Source organism: uncultured Pseudoteredinibacter sp. (genome assembly GCF_947500695.1).
Lineage (GTDB): Bacteria > Pseudomonadota > Gammaproteobacteria > Pseudomonadales > Cellvibrionaceae > Pseudoteredinibacter.
On the sequence record NZ_CANMSS010000008.1, the window covers coordinates 1 to 16,348 of the forward strand.

12 protein-coding genes and 1 other RNA gene are annotated in these 16,348 nt (G+C 47.9%); 5 read left to right on the top strand and 8 right to left on the bottom strand.

Features of this window, described 5'->3' with window-relative positions; genetic code table 11:
- The 3 genes from dnaX to Q1A08_RS14380 all read right to left on the bottom strand — a co-directional run.
- Window positions 1-1,293, bottom strand: a 1,293-nt coding sequence (gene dnaX / locus Q1A08_RS14370) for a DNA polymerase III subunit gamma/tau (RefSeq protein WP_299774104.1), incomplete at its 3' end; no start/stop codon positions are given.
- A 212-nt stretch (window positions 1,294-1,505) separates the two neighbouring features.
- Window positions 1,506-1,602: signal recognition particle sRNA small type (gene ffs / locus Q1A08_RS14375), an RNA gene on the bottom strand.
- A 117-nt stretch (window positions 1,603-1,719) separates the two neighbouring features.
- Window positions 1,720-2,862 (bottom strand): phosphoserine transaminase, encoded by a 1,143-nt coding sequence (locus tag Q1A08_RS14380; protein WP_299774106.1) that lies wholly within the window; start codon window positions 2,860-2,862, stop codon window positions 1,720-1,722.
- 572 nt (window positions 2,863-3,434) lie between these two features.
- On the opposite strand from Q1A08_RS14380, the gene Q1A08_RS14385 reads away from it, so the two are divergent.
- Together Q1A08_RS14385 and Q1A08_RS14390 are read left to right on the top strand one after the other, a co-directional pair.
- A complete protein-coding gene (locus Q1A08_RS14385) occupies window positions 3,435-5,354 on the top strand; it encodes an EAL domain-containing protein (protein ID WP_299774108.1) in 1,920 nt (639 codons plus the stop codon).
- 157 nt (window positions 5,355-5,511) lie between these two features.
- The gene (locus Q1A08_RS14390) at window positions 5,512-6,123 is read left to right on the top strand and encodes a glutathione S-transferase (RefSeq protein WP_299774109.1); all 612 of its coding nucleotides are present in this window, start codon (window positions 5,512-5,514) and stop codon (window positions 6,121-6,123) included.
- Between the two features lie 134 nt (window positions 6,124-6,257).
- On the opposite strand, the gene trxA is transcribed toward Q1A08_RS14390, so the two are convergent.
- The 3 genes from trxA to Q1A08_RS14405 all read right to left on the bottom strand — a co-directional run bounded on the left by trxA (window position 6,258) and on the right by Q1A08_RS14405 (window position 9,623).
- Window positions 6,258-7,112, bottom strand: a complete 855-nt coding sequence (gene trxA / locus Q1A08_RS14395; protein ID WP_299774111.1) for a thioredoxin — start codon at window positions 7,110-7,112, stop codon at window positions 6,258-6,260.
- A 183-nt stretch (window positions 7,113-7,295) separates the two neighbouring features.
- Entirely contained in the window at window positions 7,296-8,210 is a 915-nt protein-coding gene (locus Q1A08_RS14400; protein WP_299774113.1) for a GAF domain-containing protein, read from the bottom strand.
- A 513-nt stretch (window positions 8,211-8,723) separates the two neighbouring features.
- Window positions 8,724-9,623: an MBL fold metallo-hydrolase gene (locus tag Q1A08_RS14405; RefSeq protein ID WP_299774114.1), complete on the bottom strand. Its 900-nt coding sequence runs from the start codon at window positions 9,621-9,623 to the stop codon at window positions 8,724-8,726.
- 242 nt (window positions 9,624-9,865) lie between these two features.
- Between Q1A08_RS14405 and rapA the strand changes: the two genes are divergently transcribed.
- The 3 genes from rapA to Q1A08_RS14420 all read left to right on the top strand — a co-directional run bounded on the left by rapA (window position 9,866) and on the right by Q1A08_RS14420 (window position 13,929).
- Window positions 9,866-12,706 carry an RNA polymerase-associated protein RapA gene (gene rapA / locus Q1A08_RS14410; protein WP_299774115.1) on the top strand — a complete coding sequence of 947 codons (2,841 nt, stop codon included), beginning with the start codon at window positions 9,866-9,868 and terminating at the stop codon, window positions 12,704-12,706.
- Between the two features lie 64 nt (window positions 12,707-12,770).
- Complete coding sequence (locus Q1A08_RS14415) at window positions 12,771-13,052, top strand: hypothetical protein (RefSeq protein ID WP_299774117.1); 282 nt, start codon at window positions 12,771-12,773, stop codon at window positions 13,050-13,052.
- A 19-nt stretch (window positions 13,053-13,071) separates the two neighbouring features.
- Window positions 13,072-13,929, top strand: coding sequence for an RluA family pseudouridine synthase (locus tag Q1A08_RS14420; protein WP_299774119.1), 858 nt, complete (start codon window positions 13,072-13,074; stop codon window positions 13,927-13,929).
- A 32-nt stretch (window positions 13,930-13,961) separates the two neighbouring features.
- On the opposite strand, the gene chrA is transcribed toward Q1A08_RS14420, so the two are convergent.
- Window positions 13,962-15,173 (bottom strand): chromate efflux transporter, encoded by a 1,212-nt coding sequence (chrA, locus tag Q1A08_RS14425; RefSeq protein WP_299774120.1) that lies wholly within the window; start codon window positions 15,171-15,173, stop codon window positions 13,962-13,964.
- A 108-nt stretch (window positions 15,174-15,281) separates the two neighbouring features.
- A complete protein-coding gene (locus Q1A08_RS14430) occupies window positions 15,282-16,202 on the bottom strand; it encodes a sterol desaturase family protein (RefSeq protein ID WP_299774122.1) in 921 nt (306 codons plus the stop codon).
- Between the last annotated feature and the right edge of the window lie 146 nt (window positions 16,203-16,348).

Below are 16,348 nucleotides of genomic sequence, written 5' to 3' on the forward strand. Positions count from 1 at the left end.
TGCAGGTGCAGGTGCAGGTGCAGGTGCAGGTGCAGGTGCAGGTGCAGGTGCAGGTGCAGGTGCAGGTGCAGGTGCAGGTGCAGCAGGATTTTCGATCTGGGATTCTGCACTTGCAACAGCACTATTCGACTCAACAACATCTGCAGCGACGCTCACAGCCGCTACAGGAGCATTATTCGCTAAAGGTTTATTTGGTACCTTAGGCACGCCCTGCGGTTTAAAGGCGAGCATCCGCAAAACAGCCATCTCAAAGCCACCACGTGGGTCTGGCGAAAGAGGCAAGTCTCGACGGGCTAGCAAAGCCGTTTGGTAAAACAGCTGCACATCTTCAGCCGCCATTTGCTGGGCCAATGCAATAACCTGTTCTCGGTCGCCAGCACTATTATCCACGGCATCTGGAACCGCCTGAGCGATTGCCACTCGATGCAGCAGCGCCAGCAATTCGGCCAGTGCAGAATCATAATCGGGGGCCTGCTCAGCCATTTGAGCGACGATCGCAAGAGCTTGGCTACCATCAGCCATAGCGAGCGCCTGACAGATCGATACGATATGAGATTGATCCAAAGTGCCCAACATGGCCCGTACTTCAGCTTCGTGCACTTTGCCGCTACCAAATGCGATAGCCTGATCGGTTAAACTCAAGGCATCGCGCATACTGCCATCGGCTGCCCTGCCAAGTTGCCATAGTGCCGGCTCTTCAAAGGGCACCATTTCTTTATCGAGAATAAACTGTAGATGGCCGACAATGCGCTCAGGGTTCATGTTCTTTAAGTTGAACTGCAAACAGCGCGACAGCACGGTTACTGGTAGCTTTTGAGGGTCGGTAGTGGCCAGTAAGAATTTCACATGCGGAGGTGGCTCTTCAAGTGTTTTTAGCAGCGCATTAAAACTGCTGTTGGAGAGCATATGAACCTCATCGATAAGGTACACCTTGTAGCGCCCTCGAGTCGGCGCATACTGCACATTATCGAGAAGCTCACGAGTATCTTCTACTTTGGTTTTTGAGGCCGCATCCACCTCAATGAGATCTACGAATCGGCCCTCGGCAATTTCTATACAGGCCCCGCATTGGCCACAGGGTTCTGATGACACTCCCTGCTCGCAGTTTAAGCACTTCGCCAAGATACGAGCGATAGTGGTTTTACCGACACCGCGGGTACCGGTGAATAGATAAGCATGGTGCAATCGATTATGGTCTAGGGCATTGATCAAAGCCCTGAGCACATGCTCTTGCCCAACCATTTCACGAAAAATACGTGGGCGCCATTTGCGCGCCAATACCTGATAGCTCATTGCGGTTGCTTATTCCTATTCTACGATTGCGCCATTATATCCCAGACCAGCCAGTGGCCACTACGGTAGGAACGCTTTATTTGCCAAGCAAATCAAATATCTAGCCCACAAAGACAGATAAGGCGAACTCAGAAATATATTACCGGCTAAGGTGCTTCAATCGAAAAGTAATAAGGGGAGATTTAAACGATAAGGAAAGCTTGGGTGGCGGCTCAAGCCAGCCACACCCCGGCACATGACGTCACTACTACCGTTGCTCCCTTCCGGGCCTGGCGGGGTTCGTAGCTAATCATTGCGAGAGGACCGACAAGAGCCACCATTGCAAGAGCGCGGCATTATCCGTGCTTTTTGAGCAACATGCAAGCCCAGCTTTCACGCTGCTCAAAGGCCGCTCAGCCTGTTGATATTTAGAGCAATTTAAAGCTCTCAACAAGCCAATTCAGACCCACATACCTCCTGATAGGCCCAGGCTAACCAAGGTAACATCTTGGCCAAATCAGCGGATTCAACAGTGGCGCCGCACCAAATGCGCAAGCCAGCGGGCGCATCTCGATAGGATTCGATATCGAAGGCAATATTCTCTTCAGCCAACAGTGTACATATGTCCCTTAGCTGTTCCCCACTCGCCTGCAGAGTTAGACACACACTGGTGCTTGATAAGGTCTCCGGATCCTTTGCCAGAAAATCAATCCAATCATTTTCTGCGACAAACTTATGTACTTCAGCCAAATTGGCTTCAGCTTTTGCGACAGCCCAAGGCAAGCCGCCATTTTCTTCAACCCAATTCAGGGCATCTAAATAATCGGCCACCGCCAGCATAGAAGGCGTATTGATGGTAGCACCTTTAAAAATGCCTTCGATCAACTTGCCATTTTTCGTTAAACGAAAGATCTTCGGCAAAGGCCAAGGTGGCTGGTAGCTCTCTAAGCGCTCAACCGCACGTGGACTCAAGATCAACATTCCATGTGCGCCTTCCCCACCAAGCACCTTTTGCCACGAGAACGTAATCACATCGAGCTTATGCCAAGGCATGTCCATGGCAAATACCGCCGAAGTTGCATCGCAAATCGTTAGCCCTTCGCGGTCGTCCGCAATCCAATCGGCATTGGGGACCCGCACCCCTGAAGTGGTGCCGTTCCAAGTAAAGACAATATCGTGGTTCGAGTTTGCTTGGCTTAGATCAGGCAAGAAACCATAATCCGCTTCAATCAGGCGCACATTATCAAGGCGCAATTGCTTGGAGATATCCGTCATCCAGCCACGACCAAATGACTCCCATGCTAGTACATCGACGGGGCGCTGCCCTAATAAGGACCACAGCGCCATCTCCACAGCTCCGGTATCTGAAGCCGGCACAATCCCAACTCGGTAGCCCTCTGGCAAGCCCAATAAGTCAGCTGTTTGCTCACAGGCCTTCTGCAAAGCCGCCTTACCCACGCTGGAACGGTGAGATCGTCCTAAAGTACTAATATCTAAGGCCGAAACAGAGTAAGCAGGACGTTTACTACATGGACCAGAAGAAAAATGTGGATTAAGGGGTTTATCAGTCGGTTTTAGCAAAGCGCTCATGCACAGCCTCGTTACATCGGAGCCTAACAATAGGCAGATTGATCAGGTGGCGCATTATGCCAGAATTCAGCATTTCAGGTATTGTTCTTTCTTATTGCCAAGCACATACCTTCGACTGATAGTACCCAGAGAAGATTCACGTTATTTTTTAGCACTTTGGCCTAATTAGAATCGCGCTGCGGTTTGTATAACGCCAAAAAAGGGCTAGGCTAATAGGAGTAGCAGTCCAATCGAACGGTGCTAATTTGGCACCTAAAATAGCGCTTTAAAGCAAGTTGTCATCTTCTAGGGCACTTAACAATTACTGCGTTTTCGATGACACTGGAACATCTATCGCTTAAATGCCTACCAAGGACGAAGAAGTAGAACCAAAAATAATACCCTTTTACAGAAATGGAAGGTCAGGCAATCAGTCAGGTAAAAGTTGGCAAGCAGATGAACAGGGCTAAGGAATCAATGGACATTGCAAATAAGCCAATTGCTACTTCAGCAATACCTAAGGCCCCCAATAGACGGGCGTCTGAGTCGCTCTCAGGCTGCCTGGCGGCTGCAGTAATAGGTAAATAGCCATAATGATAAAAGACGAAGAAGCTAACAAGCTGAACTCGCAAGCAAGCTATGAGCAAATCGAAGCGCTGGCCGAGACCAATCGCCTGCTCAACGAAGACCTGAACCGCTGGAAGCGCATTGAGCAAAAACTCCAGCGCAGCGAAGAAAAATACCGCATTTTGTTTGAAGCTTCCGGCGACGCACATTTTGTCCTTCAGTCACGCGCCGTCATGGACTGCAACCAAGCCGCACTAAAATTATTTGGCTACAGCGCCAAGCACGATGTGCTTGGCATGGGTTTAATGCAGCTGGTACGAATTAGCAAAACAGAAAGCTCCCTAAGCCTGGAAAAATTCCAGGAAATGATTTTTAAAACGCATAGTCAAGGCAGCCACACCTTTGAATGGCAGGCCCGCACCAAAGACAATTATGCCATTCCGGTAGAAATTCTACTTACCGCGCTGCCCATTGAAGGTGGCGAGGTGTTACAGGTTGTTTTTCGTGACATCAGCGAACGAAAACGTGCCCAGGAAGAAGCCATCTACCTTGCATATTATGACGCCCTAACCGGCCTTCCCAACCGCCGTCTGTTTTTGGATAGGCTAGAACAGAGTTTTGAGAATTCTCGTCGGCGCTCACATAAATTGGCCTTGCTGTTTATCGACCTTGATCGATTTAAAAATATTAATGACTCACGTGGCCATGCAGCGGGCGATGAACTACTGCAATTGTTCTCTGCTCGACTACAAGGATTAATTCGTAGCCAAGATACACTGGCTCGCCTAGGCGGTGATGAATTTGTCGTGCTGATGGAAGATTTAGACAGCAACATTGAAACCGCCACCTCTCATGCCAGCCACCTGGCCGATAAGCTACTACAATCACTAGAGTCCCCTATACCCCTTGAATCTGGCGATTGCCATATCACCGCCAGTATCGGCGTTATGGTATTTCCATTAGGTGACGAATCCAGTGAGTCAGCCTTACAGAAAGCCGATATGGCGATGTATCTGGCCAAACAAGATGGTCGTAATCGTGTGCAAGTTTTTCACGCCTCTATTTACGAGGCGGTAGATCGACGTATCGCCATGGAAAACGAACTGCATAAAGCACTCGCGAATGAGCAGCTCGATTTAAATTACCAACTACAATTTGATCGACACTACCGCCCTGTCGCGGTTGAGGCGCTTTGTCGCTGGAACCACCCTGAGTGGGGAGACATCAGTCCAGGCACCTTTATCCCTATTGCCGAAGAGTCCGGCATTATTATCGAGCTTGGCAAACGTGTGCTGCAAAATGCTGTGGCTGAAATTCATAAACTTAACCTTCGCTTGCACCCTGATCATCGCATACGCTTATCGGTTAATGTTAGCCCACAACAATTTGAACACCCAAGCTTTATCAAGATTATTGAAGCCCTCTGCGAAAAGCATGATTTGCCGCCGGGCTTCCTAATGTTAGAGATTACTGAAAACACTTTCATGTCAGATCTCAACAGCATGGTAGAGTTGATCCATCGCCTACGGGATATGGGCATTTATACTTCGCTGGATGATTTCGGAACCGGCTTTTCTTCGTTGAGCTATTTGAAAAAGTTGCCCATACGAGAACTGAAAATTGATACCTCTTTTATCAGCGAACTCGAACACAATAATGATGATGTGGTATTGGTAAAATCCATTTTAGCGATTGGCCAACATTATCGCCTGCAGGTCGTCGCTGAGGGTGTTGAACTCAGGCACCATCTGCTATTGCTAAAAACCTATGGCTGCGATTTGTTTCAAGGCAGCCTATTTGCGCGCCCTATGCCAGCATCACACCTTGAGGACTTTATTCAAGAGCAGCATCGTCGCTTGCTGGACCCAAGCTTTGATATTACCCGCTCTATTGGCAAAGAAGACAGTGAAGACAACCAAGGTGAACTCAACCTAAGCTCTAACTGAAGCCCCCGCGAAAACTGACACTTTACCAGTCTTTCTGACAATGACCCGAAAAAGAAAAGTTAAACTCAGCGGGCAGACCATACAGGTTTAGAATTTCTATTGTTTCTCGATATTTGAAGCTCTAATATAAGCTCAAAACCCAGCACAGGATTGAAGCATGAGAATATTCGAAACCAAAACCACCCCCAACGGCCGACGCGTACGCATGTTTTTAGCTGAAAAAGATATCGACATCGAGTATGTGCAGGTGGATATTGTAGCGGGTGAAAATATCAGCCCTGAGTTTTTGGCCAAGAACCCAGGCGGCAGAATCCCAGTGTTAGAATTGGACAATGGCAACTACATCAGCGAAACCGTATCTATTTGCCGTTACTTTGAGGAATCTGACCCTAGCAATACCCCGCTAATGGGTAGCACTCCAGAAGAGAAAGCCCGCATTGATATGTGGCAGCGCCTGGTTGAGTTTAATCTAATGATGAACGTCGGCTTTTGCTTTAGAAATGTGACCGGGTACTTTAAAGATCGCGAAACACCAGTAAAAGAATGGGGTGAAGTTTGCGGCGAACAAGCAGTTAAGTTTTATGATGTTTTAGATCACCAACTCAGCCAAAATGAGTTTATCGCAGGTGATAGCTTCAGCATTGCCGATATCACCGCAATATGCGCTATCGACTTTGCCCGCGTTATGAAACTAAACCCAGAAGAGCGTCACACAAACCTACTACGCTGGCGTGAAGCCGTTTCAGCACGCCCAAGTGCGCAGGCTTAAAAAGTTGCTAAATAAGTTAGCAAACTAGTATCAAATAAAAAGGGCCAAACTTCTCGGCCCTTTTTATTTCTTTGTTTATTCCGCACTCTTGTTTTCATTCTAGTAGCTATCGCCGTGCAATGGCGATTCATGCCCTAGTAAAGCAAGCTAAAAACCTGACGTTGATATTTGATCGCCAAAGGATCAGCTTTACCCAGTGCAGCGATGATATCTAAAGTGGTCTTTTTCACCTCACCTTCTTTGCAGTTGATATCTTTACGCAACATGCTCAACAAAAGCTCCAGCGCCTCTTCAGAATGTTGGTGTTGGGAATATTGAATGGCTAACTGCAATTGCAAGTCGATATTTTCAGGGTCTGCTGCCAAGGCTTCTTCTAGTGCTGTAACTTTTGGGGATTTGGCCGCATTCTGCTTCAGATCCAACAGGGCCAACAGCTGCTCATATTGTGCATCTTGTTCAGCCATTGGAATACTTTGAATAATGGCTTCGGCTTCAGCGCAGCGATTCAGCTCCAGATAAACGCGGGCCAGTGTTTTACCGATGGCAATATCTGAAGATGATAATTCATAAGCTTGGCGCAATAGCTCTAGCGCTTCGGCCCACTGTTCGTCCTGCAGTAAAGGTGCAGCTTGCTGTAACAAGGCATCCCAAGGTTTAGGCAAGTATTTCGCTAAAACTTCACGAACCTGCAGCTCGCTTTGCGCTCCTTGAAAACCGTCTACCGGCTGGCCATTTTGCATCACCACTACCGTTGGCAGACTGCGTACGCCAAATTGAGCAGCGATTTGTTGTTGCTCATCGGCATTAACTTTAGCCAACAAGAAGGCTCCAGCGTACTCATTAGCCAAGCTTTCCAAGATCGGCATAAGGCTTTTACAAGGGCCGCACCAATCCGCCCAAAAGTCGATGACCACTGGCCGCTGCATAGATTCATCGATCAGCAACTGCTGGGCATTTTCCATGGTGATATCAACAATAAACTCGCTCATTTAAGGCTTCCAAGAATAGTTTGAAATTTTAGCTTGCTCAGCGGGGTTCCCAGCGGCAACGCTTCTTATATATTTGAAATGGGGGTAAGTATACTGAAATTCAAGGAAAAGAGAGAAATGAACGAGCCTCAAAACGAAGCGCTTGAGACTCGCTGCTTTAGACTAGCTCCTATGGCAATCTGACTAAGCGACAGCCGCCGCGCCGCTCAACATAGCTTCGACATTTGGAGCTTTATCCAAAGGATAGAACTGCTGGGTACAAGACAAGCTATAAGCCTCACCAAGCGTATCAACAGCTTCCTGAAGACGCTGGCTTAATAATTCGATTTCCTCAGGGCTATTCGCCAAGGCAACCACAACAAAGCTGTCATCTCGCATACGGGCCACCACATCCGAACCACGCAAGCGGGTTTGGATGGTCTCGCCTATCGTCGCGAGGGCTTTTTCATAGCTGTCGTCTTCACTTCGACTCAAGCCTTCAACGCTGACACCTATAACGCCAATATCAAAGCCATAGCGCCGAGCAAATTGCATGCAAGACTGGCCCAATGTACTTAAGCCCTGGGCGTTGTACATATCATCAGGATGATCCTTAAGCGCCATTTCGCGCATTAATTCAAACTGATCCCATAACTGTAGATCCTGCTCAATCAAATCACGCAACTGCACCATCAATCGCATGAAAGCATCGCCATAGGCCGTAATGGAATGATCCATTACGCAAATACAACCAAAGGCCGTGCCATCAGGCCATAGAATTGGCATTCCTAGGAAAGAGCAGAAGCCCTCTTCTACAACCTCAGGATTATCAGACCAGCGCGGGTCAGCCTGGGCATCGGCGACGTATAGAGTTTCACCGCTTTCTACAACGGCTTTAGCAAATACATTGGCATCTGGTGCGTAGGTCATACCCGCCGGATAGGGCCCTCGATTGCCAAAGTTAGATGCGGTGTATTGAAAGCCCTGGCGATTGGCCTGGATAATTAGACCTACTGGGGCGTCGTATAACTCAGCCATGAGGCCGACGGTTTTTTGCCATTTATTGAGACAGAAATTTGCAGAGTCTGACTCTAATAGCCATTGATCCTTATTAATCACTCGTGTAACCCCTTTGTTGGGCACTTTGTGGAACAAACTGCCTGGAGTGCGCAGCTAATACTTCTAGCAGAGTTTATGAGCACATGGCTCGCCAAGATCGAGGTGCCATAACATCCAGTGATGGACAACCTCTATAAAACATAGCATTGCTTATTCATCCCTCAAGCTTCAAAAACAAAAACTACGCTATAAGACAAATATCGGTGATAAACCTCATAAAGACAACTAAATCACCTAGTACTTTTGATTGGTTTTCTAGTGATAATTAAGTTTTTGTTGTTTTTAGTCAGGCTAGGTTCAATTAAGCACTATTTATTAGGCAATTAAGACAGGATTAGCTCGGCAATAACAGCAGGCTGCAAGGTGGTTTAACGAGACTCAAAACAACGAGACCGAAGAGGATAGTTTTACGCAGCTATAGAGCTTACTTACTCATGCTATAGCGCTTTTTATTAATAAAAGGAGACAGGAATTAAAGAAAAAGCCCCTTTAAAAGGGGCTTTTTAGGCAGGCTTACAAGCTTTGGTAAACAAACTGCAACCAAAGATCAGGCTTGATAAAGCCACCGCCGTAGTGCTCATTAAGTTGAGCCAGAGGCTTGGCAGCTTGTACGTCCTGCAAACTCTTACCAGCCTTCTTTAATGGTGCCACAGCCGCAATAGAAGCTTTTAACATATCGCGGTATTCACTTAATTCAGCTTTGTTACTCAAACTACCGTGACCAGGAATTACCTTTGTTTTGTCGTCCATTCGTTCCAATGCAGCCTCGACCGCTGCCAAAACACCCGGCACAGAGCCGCCGCTACTTAGGTCAACAAATGGAAAGACGCCCTTGAAATACAAATCCCCCATATGCACAACATTGCTGCTTTTAAAGAACACCACAGCATCGCCATCCGTGTGGGCATTGGGCGCCGCTAGGGCTTCAATATCTTCGCCCGCAAAATACAGTTGCATACGCTCTTTAAAGGTTAGTTCTGGTAGAGCTTCTTTTTTGGCCGGTGGTATTTTGGCGTTGAACGCTTTGATTTCACCGCCACTTAACATGCGGCTTCGTACATTATCTTGTGCGATCAGCAAGGCTTCGCCGGTATTAAATTCAGCGTTGCCGCCGGTATGGTCGAAATGCCAATGGGTATTCAAGACATAGCGTACCGGCTGCTGGCTCAACTTTGCGATCGCTGCTTTAATTTTAGGCGCCAATGGTTCGTATTGATCATCCACCATTAAGTTGCCCTGCTCGCCCACCAGCAAAGCGATATTACCGCCTGAGCCTTGCAACATGAATATTGAACCCGCAACCGGCTGGTGCGTAATTTCAACCTTTGAAAAGTCTTGCTGGGCCGATACCATGGCACTTACACTAAGCAAAGCAGCTATGGTACTGACGGTTTTGATTAATTTGGCGGGCATAATTTCCTCTCACTGAGTCGCTATGAACTATTATTAGAGCCAAAGGCCTATGACTCGACAGCCTGCTAAGGTAACAAAAAGGCGAATGCCTGTTAACCATCCAATAACGCAAGGCATCTTAAATTGCCATATAAGCCCGAGTTAATGCCAGCTTCGCGGGATGAAGCCTTGTCAGCACCGCCACATAGACCTATCATCGCCGCCTTTATTTTAAGCGTCACCAGCATAAAACAGGATTTCTCTTGTCAGATTTATCGATACACAGCTTTTGTCCCGGCCAACGCTGGGTAAGTAATACCGAAGCCGAACTAGGCCTTGGCATCATTGTCGACTCCAATGAGCGCATGGTGGAAATCAGCTTCCCTGCAGTAGGCGAACGCCGTCACTATGCGGTAAACAACGCCCCTCTTAATCGGGTGATTTATCACAAGGGTGATGAAGTCAGCACCATCGACAATCAACGCTTTACCATCGAAGTGATTGAAGAAGACGAAGGTATATTATTGTATGCCGGGCGTACCGAGAGTGGTGATGAGGTTAATGTCAGTGAATTAGAACTCACCAGCTTTATTCAGTTTAGCGCGCCGAAAGATCGCTTATTTGCTGGTCAATTGGACTCCCCTCGCAGTTTTGCACTGCGTTACCGAACCTTGCAAGAGCTTGAAGCCATTGGCAATCAGCCCGTGCAAGGCCTCTCTGGCGCCCGCGTGCAGCTTCTGCCCCATCAGCTCTATATCGCCGAGCAGGTAGCCAGCCGCTACGCTCCACGCGTCTTATTGGCCGATGAAGTTGGCCTAGGTAAAACCATCGAAGCCGGCATGATCATTCACAAGCAACTGTTTACCGGCATGGCCGAGCGAGTGCTGATTGTGCTACCAGACAGTTTAGTTCACCAATGGCTGGTCGAGATGCTGCGTCGCTTTAATTTAAGCTTTAGCATTATCGACAAAGGCCGCTGCGAAGCGGTCGAAGAGGATGAAAATCCATTCGACAGCAGTCAGTTGATTATTACCCAGCTGAGCTTTTTGAGCGAAAACCCTGAGCGCTTGCAAGATGCTTTGGCCTGCGACTGGGATCTATTAGTCGTCGACGAAGCCCATCACCTCGAGTGGAGCGAGGCCGGCCCGAGTCAAGAGTACCAATGCGTGCAGCAACTGGCTGAGCATAGCCGCGGCCTATTACTATTAACGGCAACGCCCGAGCAACTTGGCGTTGAAGGTCACTTTGCCCGCTTACAGCTGCTAGATCCTGACCGCTATCCAAGCCTTGAACAATACCTAGCTGAAGAAGACGACTACACCGCAGTTAATCAGCTGGTGGTAGCCTTGCAAAATGCGAGCGAGTTAAGTGAAGAACAGACACAGCAATTGCAAGATTGGCTGGGTGAACACCAATGGAGCCATTATCAGCAATTAAACGCTGAGCAAGCCGCCCAATACGCCATCGGCAGAATTCTTGACCAGCACGGAACTGGGCGAGTGTTGATGCGTAACACCCGTGACAATATCGCCGGCTTCCCAAGCCGCAAACTGATCCCCTACCCGTTGGCAAAACCTCAGGGCTGGGTCGACCAACATAGCGAGCTTGAGCAGGGCTTAGATGGCGTTTTACAAGCCGAGCATCAATGGGGGCTAAGCTGGCTCAATCACGATGACCGCGTGCAGTGGCTAAAGGATTGGTTAAAACAACATCGCCATGAAAAAACCTTATTGATTTGCCATCATGCCGACACTGCATTGGATTTAGAATCCCATATTCGTTTACGCATGGGCTTGGCCAGCGCCGTATTCCACGAAGGCATGAGCTTGTTAGAGCGAGATCGTGCGGCCGCCTACTTTGCTGATCAAGAAGATGGTGCCGATATTTTGATCTGCTCTGAGATTGGCAGTGAGGGCCGCAACTTCCAGTTTGCCCAACACTTAATATTGTTTGATCTGCCAAGCAACCCAGATTTGCTAGAACAGCGTATCGGTCGCTTAGATCGTATTGGACAAGAAAATACTGTCCAGATACATGTGCCCTACTACCAAAATACGGCACAAGAAGTTCTTCTCAACTGGTACCACCAGGGCTTGAATGCCTTTGAACATGCTTGTCCTGGCGCCCACCATTTGCGCCAGCAATTTGCTGAAGAGCTTAATCAAGCACTGCTTCAGGCCGATGCCGACCACAGCGAACTGCATCAAAATACCTTCGAAGCCCGCGAGGCCTTGAATGCCAAACTAGCCGAAGGTCGCAACCACCTACTTGAACTAAGTTCTTTTAATAAAGAACACGCCGCCGAGCTGGTCGACAATATCAGCGAGCATGAAAACGACGGTGAGCTACTCGACTACCTTGAGAAAGTATTCGACAGTTATGGCGTTGAGAGCGAAGCGCATAGTGAAGCAACCTTGATTATGCGTCCAGGTGATCATATGCGCGAAGGCCACTTCCCAGGTCTTCCTGAAGACGGCTTTACCGGCACGGTGAGTCGACAAAAGGCCTTACACCGCGATGATATGCAGTTCCTAAGTTGGGAGCACCCAATGGTGGTTGGCGCGATGGACATGATCCGCAGCGGCGATAAGGGCAACACTTGTATTTGCAGCATTAAGTTACCACCGTTAAAAGCTGGCAACTTGTTGCTTGAGGCTATTTTCACCATGAGCTGCCAAGCCCCCAAACATTTACAAATTAATCGCTATATGCCCGTGCAAGCGGTTCGCGTCGTGGTAGATGCCAATGACAAAGACTTTTCCAATATCATTAAAGTTGAACACTTTAATCAGCTAGGCCAGAAAATACCGAAGCGAACCGCCCAAGAGATTGCTCGCCAAGGGCGCGACGCTATTACCGGTTTGATCGATAAAGCCGAGCAAATGGCAGCCCCCGAGCAAGAAACGCAACGACAAGCTGCTTTAGATAGGGCCAATGATCAACTTGGCGAAGAAATTGAGCGTTTGCAGGCATTAGCCCAAGTGAACCCCAATATTCGACAAGAAGAAGTTGAACACTTGATTCAAAAGCGCGCCTTAATCTGCGAAGCCATCGGGACGGCCAAGCTCAATCTTGATGCTATTCGCATTGCCTTAACAACCTAGCATCTATTGCAATCATTATTAGACCTACAACCGTGCCGCATCATGATGCGGCCTTGGATTTATTATGTTTATTTTCTCAGCAAGCGCCAAATCAAAAAAAGAACAGCCAGGGTTTAAAATTGGCGATAGTATTCCCTTTATCATTTATATCGATTTTAAAGATATGTTTGGCGCCGAAAAATTAGCACAAATTTTACTATTTAAAGAAGGCTTTCACGATATTCACATCGAGAAACGAAAATTGATTCCCAATGATAAGCTGGATGCCGAGATGGTTAAAAATGATAAGGCATTAGCCGAGGCCCTGGACAGCGGCTATATGATTCAAATGTTCGACGCTCACTAGGCGAGCAAGCGGCAATAGCATGAACGAGCCAACAGAGTTTCATCTAAAAATATCAGACCATGAACAGTCGGCTCGCCCATTGGATTTGTTAAACCAGCATACCGGGCTATCACGCAGCCTTATTAAACAAGCCATGAGCAAAGGCGCTGTTTGGCGACAGCGTGGTAAAAGAGTCATTCCACTGCGGCGTAATAGCGAACACTGCCAAGATATCGAGCAGCTACACTTTTACTACCACCCCGCGATTTTGGCAGAGCAAGCCCTACAGGCAGAATTGCTCGAGGACAAAACGGATTATAGCGTTTGGGTAAAACCCCGTGGAATGCGCAGCCAAGGCAGCCGCTACGGAGACCACTGCGCCCTAGTCAGAGTGGCCGAGCAGCAGCTTAGCCGCCCCTGTCGTATTGTCCACCGGCTCGATCAAGACGCTTGCGGGCTAATATTGCTGGCCCACAATAAAGCCGCCGCACGCCATCTAAGCGAGCTATTTGCCGCTCACACTATCGATAAACGCTACCACATTATTGTCGAAGGCAGTTTTCCTAGCGAATCAAAAGTCGTTGATACGGAGCTAGATGAAAAGGCGGCTCACAGTGAATTCACCCTGCTCAATCAACTTGATCAGAACCGCAGCCTAGTGGCTGTAAAGATTCTTAGCGGCCGCAAACATCAAGTAAGGCGCCATGCCGCCCTATTAGGCTTTCCTCTAATCGGTGACAAGATTTATAACCCCAATGTTGCCAAAGTAGGAAAAAGGGAAGAAACAGCGCTCAGAGAATCTCAGAAACTACAGCTATGCGCCCAGAGCCTTGTCTTTCAGGATCATCATGGTGACCAGCAACATTATGAAATTGACAGCCAAGACTGGCTAGGCTAAAGAAACATCTGGGCTCAGCATCCGAAAAAGCTCTATACCGCTCCCGCCAATAACAACATCGGCAAGATAGACAACAAGGGCCACTTTAAAATTCGAATGGCATAAAAACCCAAAACAACGATCACGATGTCTAGCCAAGAATGGATAGCGCTGCTAAGCACTGGCTGATAAAAGCTCGCCAACAATAAGCCAACTACAGCAGCGTTAACACCAGCCACCACAGCCGCCAGTTGAGCATTCGCCATTAATCTTTGCCAATAAGGTAATACTGCCAACAGCAGCAGAAAGCCTGGTAAGAATATCGCCAACAGAGACACTCCAGCAGCAAGTAAAGACAGCTGCTCTCCTCCCGCAACAGCGCCCAAATAAGCCGCAATACTAAACATCGGCCCCGGAACAATTTGTGCCGCCCCATAGGCACTCAGAAATTCAGCCTCACTGACTAAAGCAGTATCCAATAGGCTGCCTTGCAGCAACGGTAGCATGACATGGCCGCCACCAAACACCAAAGCGCCCGCTTGATAAAACTCACTGGCCAAATACCACAATAGAGCCAACTCTCCTTCAGGCGCAAAAATTGATTTAGGTAACACGGCCAATAGCAAGAAACTCAAGAAGGTGAACAAGTAAAGTAGCGAAGAAGCTTTGACCTTAACGGTCTTGTGAACTACAGCAGGCTTGTCAGCAACCGGGATAAATAGCAATCCAAGTAAGGCCGCCACAACCAGTAAAGACCAAGGGCCGATATTGCTAAACGACAATAGCAAAGCCACTGCAATGGCTAAAAAACGCTTGAATAAGCTATCGCATAAACTCTGCCCCATTCCCCATAGGGCATCGGCTACTACAACAACCGCAAGCAGCTTTAGTGCGTTGAGAATACTGCCATAGAGCCACTCAGGCATATACGGCGTCAGCGCTACTAACGTGAGCAGTAAAAGTACAGATGGTAGGGTAAAGGCCAAAAATGCCAACACTGCAGCACCAAGTCCAGCACGTCGTAAGGCAATTGCAAAACCCAACTGGCTACTAGCGGGCCCCGGCAAAAACTGACAGAGGGCCAATAGACTTGCGAACTCTTTGCTGTTTAACCAAGCCAATTGATCAACAAAACGCCTCTGAAAAAAACCAATATGAGCAACTGGCCCACCAAAGGAGCTTAGTCCGAGCTTTAAGAATTCTACAAAGACTTCAAATACACCGGCATTCTTCTCGGGGGCAGATTTTGAATTGGCTGTGTTCATGGCACCTGGCTATCCATTAAATCAGCTATTCTAAGCCGACTAAATGACAGAACCAAGGCAGGCGCTGTTTTACAGAATCACAAAGGCCCCTGCTGTTTTAAATAAGCCTTACTGGTATTTTTCTGGGTTGCTAGCATAGTCAGCAGGCTTATCTAACTTGCCTTTATGAAACGGTGCTTTTAGCTGCCCGATAAAGCCTTTGGGGTATTCTGGGTTTAACAAGCCTATTTCGGTCACTTCTCGGTCTTTGGGCCAATAAAAGGTGCCAAACACTAGATCCCAAATAATTAGGTTGTTGCCATAATTGGTATTAGATTCACGAATAATCTTTGAATGATGAAACCGGTGTAGCTCGGCCATGGCAAAAATATAATTCAAGGGCCCAAGCTTTAAGCGAATATTAGAATGTTGAAACAATCCGTGTATACCTGTAGTCACAAAATACAATGCCAACACCTCCGCGTTGGCGCCTAGCAAAATAAACGGTACTGTCTCAGGAATATGTAAGAGGATCTTTTCTACCGGGTGAAAACGGCCGGCATTTAGCCAATATAAGCGCTCAGCACTGTGGTGCACAGCATGGAAGCGCCAAAGAAATGATATTTCGTGGGCCCAACGGTGAACCCAATAACGGCCAAACTCGGCCAACACTAACGCCAAGACCAGCTGCGCTAGCAATGGCCAATCCTGGGGCCAAGCTTGCCCTGAAAAAAAGTTAAAATTCTCGCTAAACCAGATAGTGGCCGAAGCCAAGAGAGTGATCCAAATAGCGGAAAGTAAGCGCGGCCACAGGGATTGAATCAGAAATAAATAGATAGTATCGGTTAACACATCCCCGTGGCTCTCAGTCCATTGCTGACGAAAGGGAGTCCACCACTCCAATAGCAGCATCCAAGGGATGGTCCAGCACAGCATGACAACAAACGGGGCTAAAGCAGGCTCTTCTAAAGGAGCAAACAAGCTATAACACAGCAGCAAGCCACCGACTAAAACTAAGGGAAAAGCGACATAGGGCATTAAACGTTGCATAGTAAATTCTTATTTAGAATTGGTCTTGTTTATTATTATGCTCGCATGCATCAGCTTGATCGCCGTGCGGGCGGCAGCCACACACTGGAATTCACGCTTAGGTTTGATCCCTATGAATCCTCCATACGACAGGAAACAATGTTACC

What these genes read in the sequence shown, in the direction of transcription:
- Q1A08_RS14380 (WP_299774106.1), bottom strand. Translation starts at nt 2,862, where the DNA reads ATGAGCGCTTTGCTAAAACCGACTGATAAACCCCTTAATCCACATTTT.
- chrA (WP_299774120.1), bottom strand. Translation starts at nt 15,173, where the DNA reads ATGAACACAGCCAATTCAAAATCTGCCCCCGAGAAGAATGCCGGTGTA.
- Q1A08_RS14390 (WP_299774109.1), top strand. Translation starts at nt 5,512, where the DNA reads ATGAGAATATTCGAAACCAAAACCACCCCCAACGGCCGACGCGTACGC.
- Q1A08_RS14420 (WP_299774119.1), top strand. Translation starts at nt 13,072, where the DNA reads ATGAACGAGCCAACAGAGTTTCATCTAAAAATATCAGACCATGAACAG.
- Q1A08_RS14415 (WP_299774117.1), top strand. Translation starts at nt 12,771, where the DNA reads ATGTTTATTTTCTCAGCAAGCGCCAAATCAAAAAAAGAACAGCCAGGG.
- Q1A08_RS14405 (WP_299774114.1), bottom strand. Translation starts at nt 9,623, where the DNA reads ATGCCCGCCAAATTAATCAAAACCGTCAGTACCATAGCTGCTTTGCTT.
- trxA (WP_299774111.1), bottom strand. Translation starts at nt 7,112, where the DNA reads ATGAGCGAGTTTATTGTTGATATCACCATGGAAAATGCCCAGCAGTTG.
- Q1A08_RS14385 (WP_299774108.1), top strand. Translation starts at nt 3,435, where the DNA reads ATGATAAAAGACGAAGAAGCTAACAAGCTGAACTCGCAAGCAAGCTAT.
- Q1A08_RS14430 (WP_299774122.1), bottom strand. Translation starts at nt 16,202, where the DNA reads ATGCAACGTTTAATGCCCTATGTCGCTTTTCCCTTAGTTTTAGTCGGT.